Here is a 16,314-nt window from a genome sequence, read left to right on the forward strand (position 1 = left end):
CGAAAAGATCACATACCGAAAAAACCCGCCTCGGCGGGTTTTTTCATTGGAGAGTTAAGGCTTATCCGTTATGTAATCGCATGATTTCAGAATGTTCGTAAGCCGCTCTAGCCCCACCTTCTCTTTGCTCGCTTGTGAGCCCTGTTGCTACGGAGTCAGCGACGTTAGTGGCCCAGTTGTCATAACGGCTTTGGTCTTGTGGTGAAAGCTGATCATAATTCACTCCTTCCGCAGTGGCCGCTTCGCGTGCAACGGCGTCAATACCACTCTGGAAAAGCGCTTGACGCTGATCCGCATCGCTTGAATGGAGTGCCGAGGCGATAGTGCCTACACCCGCTGAATCAAACTGGCTGGCATAGTAATCACGCGCATTTTCAACACGGCCTTGGTTATATGCTCCCCGTGCTTCATTGATGTCGCCGGTATCACGGTACGTTTGGCCAGCATTGAACGCAGCTTGTGCTGCCGGTGAACTCAGGTCGACCGACCCACCACCGGCTTCAAAGGCTTGACGCTGATCTTCGTTCATAGAGCCGTAACCGAAGGCTTGGGCTTGATGATCCGGTAGCCCCAGTCCTTGTCCGACTGAAGAAACAGCACCACCACCCGTCGGGTTTTGAAGCATGGTGGGCGCCATCATATCGCCGCTGCTGCTAGTAGGGTCGTTACCCGACCACCCGCCACCTGGCATGATTCGATCCGACGCGCCAGCAAAGCCGCCTTGCACATCGGCGGTTGCGCTTTCGCCTAGCACCGCTGATGCGAGTTTATTGCCAGCCCAGGTATTCGACGGTGATCCAGCCCCATCTATACGAGAGCTAATCGCATCGCCAGCTTGTTTTTGCTGGTTATCGGAGTTGGTCTGGCGTGCAGCGTCGGCATTGGCCCCGTAATGGGATTCGACAAGGCCACGATCCCCATTGGGGCCGAGGCTATGTTCAGGCGTCGGAGTGCTTTGATAAGCACCGCCACCGACATCCGCAGGCTGATCAATACCGTCACCAATACCTTCATTACGGCCAGCCCCCGATCCAGGCATGGTGTCACCGTAGCTACCGCCGGATGCGTCACCCAGTACGCTAAGAAATTCCGCTTGATGTTCTGAATCGCCATGATAAAGCTCGTACATTTGCGCAGCAGCCTTCGCGTCGGTGCTCGACATGCCATAACCGCCATCATCTTTATCCGCTGCATACCGAATGGCCCGCTCATTAGCGGACTGTTTCATATCGCTGGACGCATTGGTGTTGAAGTAGCCATCCAGTTTAGCGGATGCGCCGCTGTCGGTCAGCATTTTACCAACGCGATCAGCGCGGAAAGATTCGCTGGCACCGAATTGCTCGCTGGCTTGTTCTAGCTTCTGAAAACTCTTGGAAGTCGACGTTACTTCACTGGCAGAAGACTGCATGGAGTGAGCACGTTCAGCCCCCCATGTTTGAGCCAGCTGTTCCTGCGAGGTGCCCTGTAGCTGATGCGAAAGCGATTCAGCAAGTGCGGCTGTATCCGATTCGCTCCAACTGCTACCCGCCGTGCTTTGAAGTGTATCGCTAACCGTTTGGTCAACAGAAAAGCCTTGAGAGGCCGCAGCGGAAACACTGATGCCCATTTTGCTGAGAATGCCGCCCAGTGTTTTTCCTGTCCCTGCGCTGGCGTTGGCCGCCATTTCAGAACGCAGTGCTTCCGTTTGTGTCTTGGAAAGATCGAGCTTTTCCCCAATCTGCGAGGCTGTGTCATTAAGCGCGTTGACGCCTTCCGTGCTGGTACTATTAAGCGCACTATTAAATGATTCGACGCGCCCTTGCGAGCTAGATAGTGTTTCACCTTCTTTATAGCCCGTTGTGGCAGAGCCCATAAGCGATTCCGACGCCTGCACCTGCTCTTGCCGTGCTGACTGCATGGAGCTTTGTGATAGCTGCCCCACATCGAACTTGAATAAGCTATCTTCAGCCCCAGAGAGGACTCGACCAGAACCGGCGCTATGTTGGTACATCGCCGCGCTTTGCATGACAGCGCCAGGCTGAACCGCATCGGGAGAAGCGACTTTTTCATTTACATGGTCAGCACCTTGCATACGCTGGGCGAGCGATGTCATGGCGTATGCCGAGCCGGTCAACAGCACAAGCGTTAAGATTGGTGTTGAAGCAGCGAGCATCCCCCCAACCGCAATCCAGTGTGATAGGCGTTTATCTGCTTGATCGAGTGCATAGAACGACGAGGAAAAGTTGTCGATTTGCGCCAGCTCGCCAGCGGCGACGGTATGCAAGTACAAATTTGTCATGGCTAATACTGGCATCCAAAGTTGTACCCACAACAACATTTGCCCGTATTTCATGGCGAGCTTCATCCCGATACCGCCCAGCACAAGGATGAAGGCAGCAAAAGGCAGGATGGAGTACGCAAATCCCTCGATGAACGTCATCATCGGCCTAACTGTTGACATAAAGATGGTCTGTTCACTGGCCCATTGCACATTACGCTGATCAAGCGCCTGATTCACCATGACAGCCGTATTGGTATCGAGAAAGTCCTTATAGCGATCCCCCATTGATTGAATAAAAATGGGTTCCAAAAGGGACAATTTCACAAAATCTTGAGCATCTTCAGTGCCCAGACCCAACATATCGAGTGAGTCCGATATTTCCTCAGAAGGGGTGTTGCCACTGGGGCCAGCGCTCATACCGCCTTCGGGCTTGATAAGTCGTTCCAAAACATCGTCGAGGTCATGGCCACTGCTGACCGAATCCGTCCAGCTAATGAGCTTAGGGTAGGCAGCGGTGCAAGTTTTATTGACAGGCGAGCTTAATCCACCCGTTTCATAATAGGGTGTCGAAAACGTCTTTGAGTTAAATTTGATGCCTTCCGTCTCGTCGAAAGGGTCGTCGTAGATTTCCTCAATCGTCGCTTCACCGCGCAGAATCTTTTGTGAGGTGCAGTTACGAAGGTATTGATCCCAGCTTTCACGAAAACCTGGCTCTGCCTCGTCCAGTGCGGCTAATAGGGCTGTATCAGAGCCACCACGGCGGACAGTGTTAAGCACCTTCAGGGCGTCAACAAAACCGCCGCCTTGTGATAGGCCCGTGGGAGCAGTCGAGGCGTTCAATGGGGCAAAGGCGGTTTCAAACATTTCGGTTAACCCTAGCCCGACTTGTGACACCATCGCGCCAGGAGCCGCGATACCCAGTGGTACATCACCCACCGTTTCATCGTGATTGTCGTAAACGCCGTGGACAGCCACATCCACGGTGGGGCCAAACATCAGGGCATAGAGCAAAAAGGCAGCAGCAATCTGACCGACGCTGATCTCCTTGCCGCCGTTCATAATGGTCTGAAAGCCTAAAATAATGATGCCCAGCACCATGCCGATTTGAATCAACTGGGAAAAGTCACCGCTGCCGGTAATGGACGCGACGGCTTTTAATACTTCGGCTAAGTAGGCACCGGAGCCGATAGAATAAATCACATAATCCATAGAGCCTCCTTAGTTTGTGCCTACTACATCAGGGTTGGTGTTGCTTAGATGGTGGCGAGGCACGTCCGCTTCTTGTAAAAGCGCACGGTACATCGCTTCCATATCCGCTACGTTTTGATCCACCTGAATTTCACGGGTTTGCGCGTGGAGCAGGTCAGTCGCCTCAGTGATTAAATCCATCACGCGGCTTCGATGTGGAGAGTCCATATTGTTAGCAGCGGTGCGCGCCGCACGAAGTTGCGCACGAACCAAGTTGACTGACATTTCAAGAGACAGGAGTGGTAGAAACTCACGGGCGAGGTGTTCGGCGGCGGCCTGGTTGATAGGTGCTAAACGTGCCATGCGAGCGCCAAACTCAAACGGCAACGATGTCATTAGGTTTTGCTGCGACTGAGGTACGGCGCTATCGGGATTGTGTTCTTCACCATAAGCGGCAATGAGGCCGGAGCTTGAAGACGAACCAAGAAGTGCGTCTTCTAGTAATTGCGACATCCCTTCAACGTCTTGCGTCGTTGCGGTAGGGGAGTCGCATTCGCTGTAATTGTTGCAAGAGACGACCTGTTCGTTATCGCCGCCAAAAACGAAAGAGTAGAGGTTGAGTTGTCCGTTTATCGTGTCGACATCGCGTTCTTCGTCGGGACTGCCTTTTTGTCCGACAATCACGGTGCCGGTGACGGACTGCACCATTTCCATGATTTCATTGTTGCTGCCATTGCCGACCCATGACCAACTGCCAACATCGGCATCCTGCAAAGCCGTCCAAAAGATATTGCCGACCATTTCGTTGTAGTCGTCTTGGGTTTGAGTGTTGGTGCTAATAGCGGATTCGGTATTGCTGCCGTCGCCGATATTGCTGAAAGAGTCAAAGAAGTCGTCGAACGCCTGTCCTTCTTGCCCTGTCAGGCCCATGTCGACATTGAAACTACGCTCAATCGCTTGCGCCCCTGGTGCCATGATCCCTTGTGCCATTTCACAAGAGTTCATTGATAACGCATTGAGTTCCCTGACGGTATTTTCAATTTCTTGCATCAAACCCGCGATTTTGGGGGATACCACTTCCAGGCCGAGTTTAAAGGCCATGTTTTTCGCGTTACTGATGATGGCACGGCCAATTTGCGTTAGCTGGTCAGAGTCAACGAACGAGAACGAGCCGCCAAATAAGTCGATGCCGCCGCAAGAAGCATCGGCGCTGGGCATTTGAATATTGACTAGCTGTTCTTCCATCACGGGTGAGCGCACGCGCATTCCGCCGCCGGAAATGACACCACGAGACTGGGTTTCCCATTTCCCCGCAGGTGAATGAGACACCATGCCGTCAAACATGCCGCTAATCGTTTCGTTCACGCCTGTTGCCTGAGCTGTTGCGCTTATTAAAGTGAAGCTAGCAAGGGCGATGGCACCGGCTAGCGGTTTCACACGTAGCGTCATTGGCTTTGCTCCTCAAAAAAACTGTTTTCAGCCTCTTTCACGACACGCATGAGTTCATTGGGTGGAATGAAATTGGTGTCGCTGTCGCGCTGCAAGTCTGAAAGGTCTTCGTTGGCTAGCATCCGTGTCAGGTCGACATCCAAGTTTTCGATGGGGCGTGCGCTGTTATATTCCTCTTGTGTTACCCAGCCCTGACGGTATGCGCCGATCAAAATACGGTGGCGTGCATCGTCGACGGACACAGGAGAGTGAGCGATGGGTTCAAAGATTTCGCCAGGCGCAGCGAGATAGAGTGCAGGCGCACGCGGCACACCGATTTGCTCAGCGTGGCCCTGGTCGCGTCGCATATTGGGAAAGGGATTACCAGGCAGGTGTTTACCGTCTAGCGAGATAGGGATAACGGCGAAGTCTTTTTCCAGCTCCCGTATAACAGGCGCCATCGTGGCGCAGGCTTCACAAGTGGAGGAATAGAAAAAGAACATGCCGACTTCCTCAGCGAGTTCACTGACAAGCCGATTACGTGTGCGGTTGGCGCGCTCTGTCTGGCGTTGTGCGGCTGCGCTGGCGCTGGGTCGCCGGTTGGTTTCATCCAGCACAGGATCACCCAATACGGCGAGTTGAGCACTTTGGGCAAACTGCTCACTGCGATCCATGACGTAGCGCTGCAAATACATGTACGCCCTGACGTTCTCCACTGTCGGGTTGTTCCAGGCGGCGTCTTCGTATTTTTCGAGGTTTTCCCGAAACCATGCCGCCGACAAAGCCGGTGGCCCTTCGGGCTGTTGAGCCTCTTGAGGCTTAGGTGTTTGTTTTTTCGGTTCCGGTGCCGGTGGCGGTGTTTTTTTTGCGACCGTCTCCGGCTCTTTGTTAGGTTCCTTTTCGGGTTCTGGCTCTGGTTCCGGTGGTGACTCATAGAAAAACCAGCCGTCGCGACCATCTTCCCAAAAGGTTGATTGCTGGGGGGCATTGTCTAGCGCCAGTGCTGGCGCTGGCATCGTCAGGGCTAAAGCCAACGCGAACGTGCGTAAGCGAAGATTAGGTAGCGCCATCGTAGACCTCTTTGGTGTGTCACTTACCGTCGATGGTACGAGGCCGTTACGAAAACGAGTGCGGCTGAAGTTGGAAAAAACAGGTATTCAGTGGCGAAACGCCGGTGAGGTGGACCCAAAGTGACTCGCGGGCCTGAGATGCCTTTCCATAAAGGAGCGTTGATGATCTACCTTGAAAAAACGGCGTATTGATCACGACATCGAAAAGGGGAGTCAATTACAATACAAAGTACAAAATACACTATAGCACCCTTGCCCAAGGAACCGGCAGCAGTGGTGTAGGCTGACTTGCAGACAATATAAGGGAGAGTACGGAAATGGCCCCCGCACGTCATATACTTGAGAGTGTTAAAGCGATAGAGAATAACGATCCAACCAAGGGGGAGGCCGCAAGTTATACCGATGATGTTGATTTGCTAAAATCGGCAGCACTATCTGTACTTGCTGGTGTTTATCAGATGCGAAGTGCTGCGTTGCCGCCGATGACAACGCCAGCCTTGTCAGCTAATCCGCCTTTTGGCGATTGGCCAAGCGCGTTTCAGCACAGTCTTGTGCTGGGCGAATTTGAAGTGCTGGAAGATTTTTTACACCTAGACGTGTGTATCGCGCCTTTTTGGCCGGTCGGTAACGCCGGTTGTCCTCTCTATCGTATCGCCTCGGTCTACGATGCGGTAAGAAGCATCAAGGCTGTTGAGTATGCCTTCACGACTAGACGTGGGCCACCCAATAAAATCGAAGATGCGGGTTCGCAGCGGATTATCGAGCGAGCTTATGAGCGGATGGCGCTTTTACCCAAAGATACATTTCTATTTTGGCAGCCAGAAGCAAAACAGCTCGCTGATACCTTTGCGCATGAACAGCAAGAGCGACTTCATGCCCATGAGAAACGGGCCGAAGAAACCATGCGCCATCCGGTAGGCCGTCGCCTTCACGAACGCCTGGTGGCCGCTCTCTCTGATGTACCTTATTTATTGGATCAGACAGTGCCCGATGCCGCATGGCAAGAACTAGACACCTTCGCGGGTATCGTGGGAACACAGCGAGTCGCGGATATGGTGGAGTCCATGACGCTGCCGACAAGCCCTGTCATCTGGGAAACGATGGTCGACACCATGAGAAAACGTGCAGAAACGGAGCTAAAAAGTATCTCAGGCGGCGCTTAGCCCTTTGGCTCTGTTGTGCCGCGTGACCACTTTTTGCAATTGCGTATTGATCGCCAGCAGTGTCTTTGCCCGCGTAGCCGCGACATACATGAGGTTAATTTCAGCGTCACGTTCGGCTGGATCGAGGTCGTCGAATAGATCAGGAAAATCATCGACGAGGTAGACGCACTCCCATTCCAACCCCTTAGCGCGATGCGCAGTCGTTACGACTATATCGGCGTCGTCTGGCGATGCCGATAGCCGCTTTTCCAGCATTTTCATTTCCTGATCGAAGTGCGGATAGGTATCGAGCACTTTGATAGCGCGGAGCATTTCGGGGTCTTTGGTTTCCTCGGCAATGGCTTTGTACTGCGTGAAATCATTGAAATCCCGTAGCAGCTGCTTATTGCGGATATGGTCACGCTTGTTACGTGAAAGCCAGAACAAGTCTTCCATGTCGGCGAGTGGATACGAGTCACCGCCACCGACAAGATGCACCGATAATTTGCGACGTGAGAAATGCAGGGCTGTTTGCATAACGCCCATCATGGTGCGGGCCAAGAACGTCACCTGCGGCACGGGCGACTGTTTGAGCTGGAATTGATTGCTGGGGATAACGCAATCCTGGCGTTGGCTCAATCCGCGCAGCGGCACTTTTTCCCCGCGTAGCGCCAGCAAAGCGTTCGCCGTGGCACTAATACGCTCACCGAACCGAAACGATGTGGCGATCCGCATCACCTTGGCGTCTTTAACTCGATGTGAGGCCATTGCGTCTTGAGCCCCACGCCACTGATAAATCGCTTGATAGGGATCACCCGCCAGCAACACGCGGCACCTGGGCTGGTCTATGACAATGGCCTCAGCGCATGGGTTGGAGTCCTGAGCTTCATCAAGCAGCACGATGTCATAGCGCGAAGATAAGTCCGGCTGGCTTAGCTGGTAGAGCTTAAAGTAGCCGTCGTGGGTCATAGATACTTCGCGGTTTTCTACATCGCACATCGCTTTCCATAAGCGTTTAGCGTGATGAATCACAATCGCTTGGCGATCTTTGGCCTTGCTGGTGGCATCGAGAGAAATGGGCCAATGATGGCGATCAATCGTTTTGTCGGCGCTAATGGCAAACGCATGAATCGTGGCGCGAATGTCTTGTGCCAGCGACCAATCAAACGTATTTACCGCGTCGGTAATGTCGCGTAAACGCAGGTTGGGAGAGAGCTTGTGCCGGTAATCTTTCCCGATAGCAGCATACGCGAGCTGGTGCGTGGTTTTGCAAGTGACGTTTGACGGAAATCGAGCCTGCGCGTCTTCCCGAATCGCACGGTTATAGGCGACGTAGAGTATCCGAGCATCGGGATTCGCCTTGGCAAACGCCACAAGCGTTGTGGTCTTACCTGTACCGGCATACGCCTTAACGACGAGCTTTTGCCCCTTAAAGTTAGCCACGGGCTGCTGTTCTTCTGTTAGGGCATGAGACACCGCTACCCCTCCTTCTGACGATTTTTGCCAACGTTAGCACGGCATTCGGAGCGACCTAGCAGGTGAGAGGCGGCTTTTTGGGGTTGTGCGCGGGGCTTTCACCGAGGCAACAGGTTTTCGACAAGTCGGCAAACCGTCGTGTCGGTAATCCGTCGTGTCGGAAAACCGACATGTCGATAATCCGCGCTCTTAGTAATGTATCTATTAGTAGAAATGTAAGGAGTCCTAAAAATGGCCATTTGCGCACAGCGCAAATGGTTTTCTTGGCCAACACCCCAGTTTTCCCTTTCTCAGCGACGTGGCCATTTCGGCGCCGTGCTTACACTGGCGCTCAACGAAGGCAGCGACGATAAATAGGAGGCAAGGATGGCGATGTTTGGCACTCACTTAGGCGCCGCCGTGGTTGGTGGTACGGTGCTGGCCAACGCGGGGTATGCGGCCCACATCTGGCGAGCCAGTGAAATGCTGCCTGTCATCGCTTTGGTCATCATTGGTGGCTTGCTGCCGGACATTGACGCGAAGAAGTCGCATTCCGTGAAATTGATCTTTTCGGTGCTAGGGCTGATGGCAATGGTGGCCATGTCATTTTCCTTGCGTGAGGACATGGCGTTGTTACCGGCGTTACTCGCCAGTATTGGTGCTTATGTTGCAGTGCGACATGGGTTTTTCCATGCGTTTAACGCCATCACTGTGCATCGCGGAAATGCTCACTCTCTCGTCGCGTTGCTTTTTTCCAGCACGGCTACGACGGTTTTAACGCACTCTCTCACTGGTGCCTCGATTTTGAGTTGGTCATACGGATTCGCCTTGCTGGCTGGCGGGCTAATTCATTTGGTGCTTGATGAAATTTACTCGGTCGACCTGGCGGGAGCACGATTAAAAAAATCGTTTGGTTCGGCACTGAAATTCATGGATAAAAACTCGCCGGTTCCAGGGCTGGCAATGCTACTGGCGTCGCTTGTGATGTTGCCTGCGATGCCGCCTTTGCGCGACGGCGTGACAATTCTCGCTGCCTTTGTCGATGCCTTCTCTCGTATAGGGTGAAAAGCAGACCTAGCGGAATTTAGGAGGCAAGACATGGGTGCCCTTAACGATGCTGTGCTGAATACAACACCTGTTGCAGCGTGTGATGTTGATGGCGATGACGAGGCAATGGGTGGGGAGGCTATCAGCCATGATGCCTTTGATAGCCTCATTCGACGGTACGATAAATCCTATCGAGAGCTGAAAGCCATAGCAGAATTTATGGCGCACCACGGCCACGACACGCAGCTACTTGATATGTTCTTCAAGGGAAATATCACGGATCACCGTGTCAATTCCGTATCGTCTTTGTATTACGACCGCATTTTCCAGCTTGAAGGGGCCGTGAAGGCGCTTGATGCGCGGTTCTGGCAAGAGGCGCTAGCGCTGACCAATGTGATGTCTTTATTGCCTGCAAAACGCCGAAACGAGTGGAACGACGTGATAAGTCGCATGAAGACGCCTCCTTTTACCGCTGACAACCTGCGGGCTACGTTTACGGAGCTTTTCGCGCAGCGGAAAAATTACTTTGCAGAGCGTGTTGATGGTATTTTTCGAGCCCTTAGCCATGAGCATGTCACAAATCGACCCGAAGGCTTCTCTAAGCGACTGATCACCTATGTTTCACGTTGCGTTAGCCTCCTGGTGCCGTCCGATACGGCTTATCTGGAAGACCTCAGACAAGTCATCGCTATCGTGTTAAAGCGCGAGATACCCAAGGATTTTTCAACCGGCATTTACTGGTTGCTGGATCGCATTATCAAAACCAATCGAACGGGCGAGTGGTTTCCCGTTGATGGAAACGCCTTTCGACTTCGTTTCTACAAGAAGGGAACCGTACACGTTGAGATACATCCTGATGTGGCTTGGCAGCTGAACAAGGTGCTGGCGCATCTATATCCAGAGGCTATCCCGAATCAGCACAAGACGCCGCGTAAACGCAGTAAGGCTATCCAAGTAAAACCGCTAACGACACCTTTGCCTCGCCCTGTTCTGTCCGCGCTTTACAATGATTTTTATGGCCAGCGATCCCCTTGCCGGTTTGTCATTTCGCGGGCAAACAATCGTTTCGTGCGTGAGCAGCTAATTGACGTGCTGACGCAGATTGGTGGTCAGTCAGAGGATGGGAGGGTCTTTGATTTTGACTATCCAATCGGCCCCGTGGTGGACGATATTGTATTTTCGGGCTGTATCCCCAATGCCAAAAGCCACCAGTTTTACCCCACACCGGAAACTTTGGCCGCTTCGGTCGTAAATTTGCTGGACATACAGACCGAGGATCGAGTGTTGGAGCCCAGTGCTGGCACAGGCGCGATTGCCGAGCGCCTGCCTTCGGAACAGCTAACGTGTGTGGAATATGCGCCGCTTCATTGCGGCATTCTGAAGGCAAAGGGCATCACCGATGTTGTAGAGGCCGATTTTCTTGAGTGGTCGGCAAGCCAGCACCGCTGCTTTGATAAAATTGGGCTGAATCCGCCATATACCGGCGGGCAAGCAGAAGCACACCTCGATGCGGCTATTCGGTGTCTGGCTCCTGGCGGGCGGTTGGTCGCCATCCTGCCCCATAGCCTTTCATCGAGCTGGCAGCCCGAATGTGAACAAAGGGTGTCGGTTGAATGGCAGTCACCAATGCACGATGCGTTCCCTGGTGTTGCCATAAGCACCGCGATAGCGGTTGTCAAAAAGAAGGCGCAATAAGCCCATAAACTTGAGGAAGGAGAGGTGTCGTGCTGAAAGCAGATTTTTCAGTGGTGTGTGTCACCGATATGTTGGTCTTGATTGTCGATAACGACAGAGGTGGGCCAAGCGTGACCAATGATGCAGCTAACGTGATTGAGCGTGTTGATGCAGTCGTCGGGGGGCTTGCTAGGCGCAGAGTGTATTACCGCGATAGTGATTGGCGCTTTGATGAATTAGTCCATGAAAACGGTCAATTCAAAGGCTTTCAGCGTTGCACTGATGACCAGCAAGATTTTCTCAATGATGTCATGGCCTCTCAAGTGAGCGGATAGGTTCAGCCAGGCGTGCTAGGTCAGGTTGCGAGGGGCGCGGTCACAACACTTAACCGCCATAACAGAAGTCGATACATTGAAGCGCAGAGGGCTGATAAAACATGAGGGTGAAGCTACATGGGAAATCCATTGCAGGCGTCGTTTTAGCAGGCATTGTGGCGGGCTGTGCAGGGCAAACGCCTTATGAGCCAGAGGATCATCCCTTAATGGGGATGCCATCGGCATCGCATGACGAAATGGAAAATATGTTTGAGCTACCGGACAAGTGGCCAGATGGGGCGCCCACCACGGCGATGTATAACGGAAAGGAAATGGGAAGATGGCAACCCATAGGGCGAACGGATAACGGCTGCATCGAGTACCAGTTGCTACCCGAAGATACGCGCTATATTGCGCCCGATGTAACGCACTATTGGCATGGCGACATGTACCGGACGGAAAGCAAAGGGTGTGTGCCTGTCGAAGCAGTCGAGCACTCTGACATTAACCACAACGGCGGCAATAATGCCGCCGCTGGGGATTAAGCCGCTGACGAATCGGCTGTGTAGTAGCGATGCACGCAGATAGAAGGTAGGAAGGGGGAATCCTCCACCTTCGTATCTTTACGGCGCTGGCTCTCGCCGCGAGGCTCATGCGGTTGAGCAGGGGGCGTGCGCAGCGGTGGCAAAAGCCCTGTATGCAGGTCAGGTGGCACAATCAGGGGCATGGATGAATTAAAGGCCACCGGACGCGGTTTAGGGTTCTCGTCTGTCTCGGCAAACTGGATATTGCACCGCAATAGGGGGCTTTGCTTGCGTACTAGCGCCAATGGCTCCCCAGGCGGGAGATTCGCCAGCTTCTTGAGCTGAATCGCCACATGGGGCTGATCAGCGCCGAGCTTGATCAACCGCTTTTCCGCGTCTTCCACACTGATTTTTACGATAGAGCGCCCACTGACATACCAGCCGATGCCCACATGCCGCACAGGTTCATCGAATACAAACAGTCGCCGCCACGTTTTCTTCAAACTCAGCCGTGCGAGCCCCGCCGTATTCAAGTGCGCCCGTAGCTGCGGGTGTTGCTTGGCAATTTCTTCTTTGAGCACCGACTGAGAGTTGTACGTCGGTTGCGTGCCCTTCATTTCGTCAGCAATCTCGTGAAATTCGCCTTTGAGTTCGTTCAGAGTGTGGAATGCCTCGCGCAGCTCCGGCGATGCCGCGATCACAGCGGTATGTTTCGACGTGGCATTTCCGGCAACACCCGCGTCATGCCACATATCAGACAGCACGCGACGCAGCCAATCCGCGTTTGTATGGACGGTATTCATCGCCCAGGCGTGGGGCTGCTCTTTCTCATAACGCTCACAAACCGTATCAATCGCCGCCAGGATGCGATCAAAGCATTCGCTGGCCTGATGGATCAGCTCAAAACGCCGACGATCATTATCGAGCAGGTCGTTGGTTGGTATTGGCATAGAGACTCCCCGCCGAAACTAATCTGTTACCTACTATCAGTATAGCAGGTTGACAATGACATGCAGCGTCGCAGTGACGCCGAGTGAACACCTAAAAATCACGATCTGAGAAGGGCTGAACACAGGGTTGGCTTGCGTAAAGTTATCCAGTGGAAACAACCGTTAAATCCGAATCCATAACGAAAGCGGGAGTGACGACATGGCGGGAAACGGGAAACAGCCTTTTATGCTCATGCCGCTGGCGGCAGCGATCATGCTGTCTGCTGGCCAGTACGCGGGCGCTTCAGACGATCCAATGGTATTTCGGTACTACTCAACTGAATTTAGTAGCAGCTCGGCACCCGATTGGGACGGCGCTTTTGGTGGCTCAGGCTCAGGTGATGATGATTTCGGGGGCAACTTGGGCTCTGGTGGTGATGGCACGGGGGATGACTCTGATACTTCCGGCCCCGATGGCTCCGACGTGGAAGAACCTACAACGTCTTATATTGCCGATGTTTCGGTTAATACCGATGGCACAGTCTTAACAGGGCGCGGGCGTGAAGAAGAAACTGTTAGCGTGAAACGAGAAGGAGCTAGCCTGGGTAGCGCTGCCGTTGTGACCGGCAATCAATTTACGGTGATGCTGAACGAGGTTGTCACTAGTGGCGAGGTCTTGAACCTTGAAGCGTCTGGCGGCGCAACGGAAGATTACATTGTACCCCCTGGCATAAATGCACCGGATAAGCCGAGCAACATCCGTGTTGATGCCAGCGGTGAATACGCGATGGGTAAGGCGTTAGCAGATCAAGAGGTTGTCGCTGAAGACGAAGCGGATACCGAAGTTGGGCGTGTCATGGCTGACTCTAACGGCGATTTCCTCATGGAGCTAACGCCGGAAATGTCAGGCGGCGAGCTTTTGGGGTTTTATACCGAACGCGATGATGGAGCCACCAGTGAGAAAACCTTTTACTTGGTCAGCGAGGATATAGGACTGCCAGATTTTGGCGATTCGACCGACCCGCTTACTGACTTCAACATTACATTTTCGGAAGAAGGCGACTCTCTCACCGGCACGTTCTGGTCGCAAACGGAAGTCATTGTTAAAAATGATAGCGGCGTAGAGATAGGTAGGGGCAATACATATTCGGACGATAGGATCACGATCCCGCTTGATCCGCGAGTGATTGGTGGTGATGTCCTAACACTATCGGCACCTGGACGTGGTGACGTGACGGTAGTAGTACCGGATTACGTTAATGTGCCAGAAGATTATGTTTCACCCGAATGTAAAGCAGCACCAACACGCTCAATCGGCGAGTGGCCAGGGTGTGACGGCATGTTGATTGTGGAAGACCATCAAATGCTTTTAGATATTGCTGATGGAGCAGCGTATAAAGATGAGTATGGAAATTTTAGAGAGTGGCGCCTAGACGAACTTTATGTTGGAAACGTAGAAAAATTCAGCGAATTACTTTATACAAACGAACGCTTACTAAGAAATTCAGATGCAGATATATCTTACTGGGATATGTCGAACGCAAAAAATTTCCAGGAAATTTTTGCTTTTGAGAATAGTAATTATGCTGGTGTAGAAAGAGATCATTGGAAAAGGTTTTGGAATACAACAGATATAAGTAATTGGCGGCCGGGTAAACTTGATAATCTATTATCGGCATTTCGATATAACAAATATTTCAATCAGAATATAAATAATTGGGATGTGTCAGGAGTTACAGATTTTAGGCGTGCATTTTGGGGTGCTGAAAAATTTAACAAACCTCTTTGGAAATGGAATGTTGAAAATGCTAATACAATGAGATACATGTTTCGAGAAGCAGAATCATTTAATCAAGATATTTCAAAGTGGGCGCTTAAAGGCCCAATTACAATAAAGGATATGTTTGATCGCGCATCAAGCTTCAATCAAGATTTGTCAAGGTGGAATGTTAAAAATGCAGATTCACACCATGAGTTTCGTAGAATGTTTAATGAAACTTCTATGTATCAGGACTTATCTTGCTGGAACGTAGAGAATTATGAAAGTAAAGAAGAATATAATAGTTGGCAAGGTGAGTGGCAACACACTACTGAATGGACATTTAGCGGAACACCAATGGAAGACGTTACCTCTCTGCATCCTAAATGGGGAGAAAATGGGCGAGATTTACTTGATAACGACGGCAAAAGGCTTTGCGAAGAAGCTATAACGTCGTATTACTATGAAAATGTTGAAATTGATGAAAATTTTGGCTTTAACCAGCTAAACCATGCTCCTAACCCGTTGAGTGATTTCGATATTCAGTTTAATGAAGATGGCGATCTTATTACACTAACATTATGGCCAGACACAGAAATTGACGTACTGCTGGATAATAGTGTTATAGGTTCAGGTGATACAACCATTAGTGATCGAATCTCGATAGCGCTAGACCCAGCTGTATTTGCAGGTGATACTTTGACACTTCGCTCTGTTGAGAGAGATTCAGTTGATATTACTGTGCCAAATGGGATTGGTAAGATTACATGGGCGATGTATGCTGATGAAAATGGCTATGAACCATCACTTTACTCTTCATATCCTGACTGGGCATATCCTGTTTGGAGTGCAATTTCCGGAGATTTGCCAACTTCAGAATATCCAATAGAAACTGGTATAAATTCGCTTATTTTTAAAGGTAATTTCTCAACAGTAAAAGGTCTTTCTAACATTAAAGAAGTAGAGCGTATTCATTTCGTTAGCGATGAACTTACGGACTTGAAAGGTTTAGAAAATCTAACGAAATTGGAAAAATTGAGGATAGAAGGGGACAGCATAACTTCACTTTCAGGTCTTTCTGACGCAGTTAATCCACATAATTTATGGTTTGAAAATGCCACTAGCCTTTCTGATCCTGGTAGTCTAGCACCAACAGGAGAATTTACTTTTGTAGCTATAGACGGTACAAATCTCACTAATGTAGACTTTTTATCAGGCTATACGCATAATAATCCAGATGAAGGTAACGGGTTTGTCTATATTCGGAACAATAGGAACTTGGAAAACCTTGATGGATTATCCAATATCACAGAAACAAATAGGATAGGAATATACGATTCAAACCCAAGTTTGAACGATATTTCTGGTATAGAGAATATGAAAGTTAATGATTCCGTTCACATTGCTGACGATAGCTTTCCAGGCCCCATTGATGGAAGTTCGACGCTTTGTTCAACAACACCTTCAAGTTATTTTACTGGTGATGTTTCAAAATACGAACTCTGTAATTAATAAAGCGTAGTC

11 protein-coding genes are annotated in these 16,314 nt (G+C 51.2%); 6 read left to right on the forward strand and 5 right to left on the reverse strand.

From position 1 onward, the window contains the following. Positions 1-61: 61 nt before the first annotated feature. From BQ9846_RS15110 to traF, 3 genes are read right to left on the reverse strand one after another with little or no spacing between them, the layout of a single operon-like run. Positions 62-3,469 carry a conjugal transfer protein TraG N-terminal domain-containing protein gene (locus tag BQ9846_RS15110; RefSeq protein ID WP_075881880.1) on the reverse strand — a complete coding sequence of 1,136 codons (3,408 nt, stop codon included), beginning with the start codon at positions 3,467-3,469 and terminating at the stop codon, positions 62-64. A gap of 9 nt (positions 3,470-3,478) precedes the next feature. After that, complete coding sequence (locus BQ9846_RS15115; protein ID WP_075881881.1) at positions 3,479-4,897, reverse strand: conjugal transfer protein TraH; 1,419 nt, start codon at positions 4,895-4,897, stop codon at positions 3,479-3,481. Then, the gene (traF, locus tag BQ9846_RS15120; protein ID WP_075881882.1) at positions 4,894-5,946 is read right to left on the reverse strand and encodes a conjugal transfer protein TraF; all 1,053 of its coding nucleotides are present in this window, start codon (positions 5,944-5,946) and stop codon (positions 4,894-4,896) included. The genes BQ9846_RS15115 and traF overlap by 4 nt, the downstream gene beginning before the upstream one ends. A 317-nt stretch (positions 5,947-6,263) precedes the next feature. Between traF and BQ9846_RS15125 the strand changes: the two genes are divergently transcribed. Further along, positions 6,264-7,109, forward strand: coding sequence for a hypothetical protein (locus BQ9846_RS15125; RefSeq protein ID WP_075881883.1), 846 nt, complete (start codon positions 6,264-6,266; stop codon positions 7,107-7,109). On the opposite strand, the gene BQ9846_RS15130 is transcribed toward BQ9846_RS15125, so the two are convergent. After that, complete coding sequence (locus tag BQ9846_RS15130; protein WP_075881884.1) at positions 7,095-8,564, reverse strand: UvrD-helicase domain-containing protein; 1,470 nt, start codon at positions 8,562-8,564, stop codon at positions 7,095-7,097. The genes BQ9846_RS15125 and BQ9846_RS15130 overlap by 15 nt on opposite strands. Positions 8,565-8,930: 366 nt before the next feature. On the opposite strand from BQ9846_RS15130, the gene BQ9846_RS15135 reads away from it, so the two are divergent. The 4 genes from BQ9846_RS15135 (at position 8,931) to BQ9846_RS15150 (ending at position 12,123) form a co-directional block, all read left to right on the forward strand. Further along, positions 8,931-9,608, forward strand: a complete 678-nt coding sequence (locus BQ9846_RS15135; protein WP_075881885.1) for a metal-dependent hydrolase — start codon at positions 8,931-8,933, stop codon at positions 9,606-9,608. Positions 9,609-9,641: 33 nt separating this feature from the next. Beyond that, positions 9,642-11,285 carry a class I SAM-dependent methyltransferase gene (locus tag BQ9846_RS15140; protein ID WP_075881886.1) on the forward strand — a complete coding sequence of 548 codons (1,644 nt, stop codon included), beginning with the start codon at positions 9,642-9,644 and terminating at the stop codon, positions 11,283-11,285. Positions 11,286-11,314: 29 nt separating this feature from the next. Then, on the forward strand, positions 11,315-11,599 hold the full coding sequence (locus BQ9846_RS15145; protein WP_075881887.1) for a hypothetical protein: 285 nt from the start codon (positions 11,315-11,317) through the stop codon (positions 11,597-11,599). A gap of 101 nt (positions 11,600-11,700) precedes the next feature. Then, complete coding sequence (locus tag BQ9846_RS15150; protein WP_144049470.1) at positions 11,701-12,123, forward strand: hypothetical protein; 423 nt, start codon at positions 11,701-11,703, stop codon at positions 12,121-12,123. On the opposite strand, the gene BQ9846_RS15155 is transcribed toward BQ9846_RS15150, so the two are convergent. Further along, positions 12,120-13,052 (reverse strand): hypothetical protein, encoded by a 933-nt coding sequence (locus tag BQ9846_RS15155; protein ID WP_075881889.1) that lies wholly within the window; start codon positions 13,050-13,052, stop codon positions 12,120-12,122. The two genes, BQ9846_RS15150 and BQ9846_RS15155, sit on opposite strands and share 4 nt — an antisense overlap. Before the next feature lie 199 nt (positions 13,053-13,251). Between BQ9846_RS15155 and BQ9846_RS15160 the strand changes: the two genes are divergently transcribed. After that, positions 13,252-16,302 carry a BspA family leucine-rich repeat surface protein gene (locus BQ9846_RS15160; protein ID WP_075881890.1) on the forward strand — a complete coding sequence of 1,017 codons (3,051 nt, stop codon included), beginning with the start codon at positions 13,252-13,254 and terminating at the stop codon, positions 16,300-16,302. The last annotated feature ends 12 nt before the right edge of the window (positions 16,303-16,314 follow it).

This window comes from Vreelandella massiliensis, from assembly GCF_900155385.1.
In the GTDB taxonomy this organism is placed as follows: domain Bacteria; phylum Pseudomonadota; class Gammaproteobacteria; order Pseudomonadales; family Halomonadaceae; genus Vreelandella; species Vreelandella massiliensis.

Bases quoted from the DNA above. Each gene is read 5' to 3' on its own strand.
- BQ9846_RS15110 (WP_075881880.1), bottom strand. From the start codon at position 3,469: ATGGATTATGTGATTTATTCTATCGGCTCCGGTGCCTACTTAGCCGAA.
- BQ9846_RS15115 (WP_075881881.1), bottom strand. From the start codon at position 4,897: ATGACGCTACGTGTGAAACCGCTAGCCGGTGCCATCGCCCTTGCTAGC.
- traF (WP_075881882.1), bottom strand. From the start codon at position 5,946: ATGGCGCTACCTAATCTTCGCTTACGCACGTTCGCGTTGGCTTTAGCC.
- BQ9846_RS15125 (WP_075881883.1), top strand. From the start codon at position 6,264: ATGGCCCCCGCACGTCATATACTTGAGAGTGTTAAAGCGATAGAGAAT.
- BQ9846_RS15135 (WP_075881885.1), top strand. From the start codon at position 8,931: ATGGCGATGTTTGGCACTCACTTAGGCGCCGCCGTGGTTGGTGGTACG.
- BQ9846_RS15140 (WP_075881886.1), top strand. From the start codon at position 9,642: ATGGGTGCCCTTAACGATGCTGTGCTGAATACAACACCTGTTGCAGCG.
- BQ9846_RS15150 (WP_144049470.1), top strand. From the start codon at position 11,701: ATGAGGGTGAAGCTACATGGGAAATCCATTGCAGGCGTCGTTTTAGCA.
- BQ9846_RS15155 (WP_075881889.1), bottom strand. From the start codon at position 13,052: ATGCCAATACCAACCAACGACCTGCTCGATAATGATCGTCGGCGTTTT.
- BQ9846_RS15160 (WP_075881890.1), top strand. From the start codon at position 13,252: ATGGCGGGAAACGGGAAACAGCCTTTTATGCTCATGCCGCTGGCGGCA.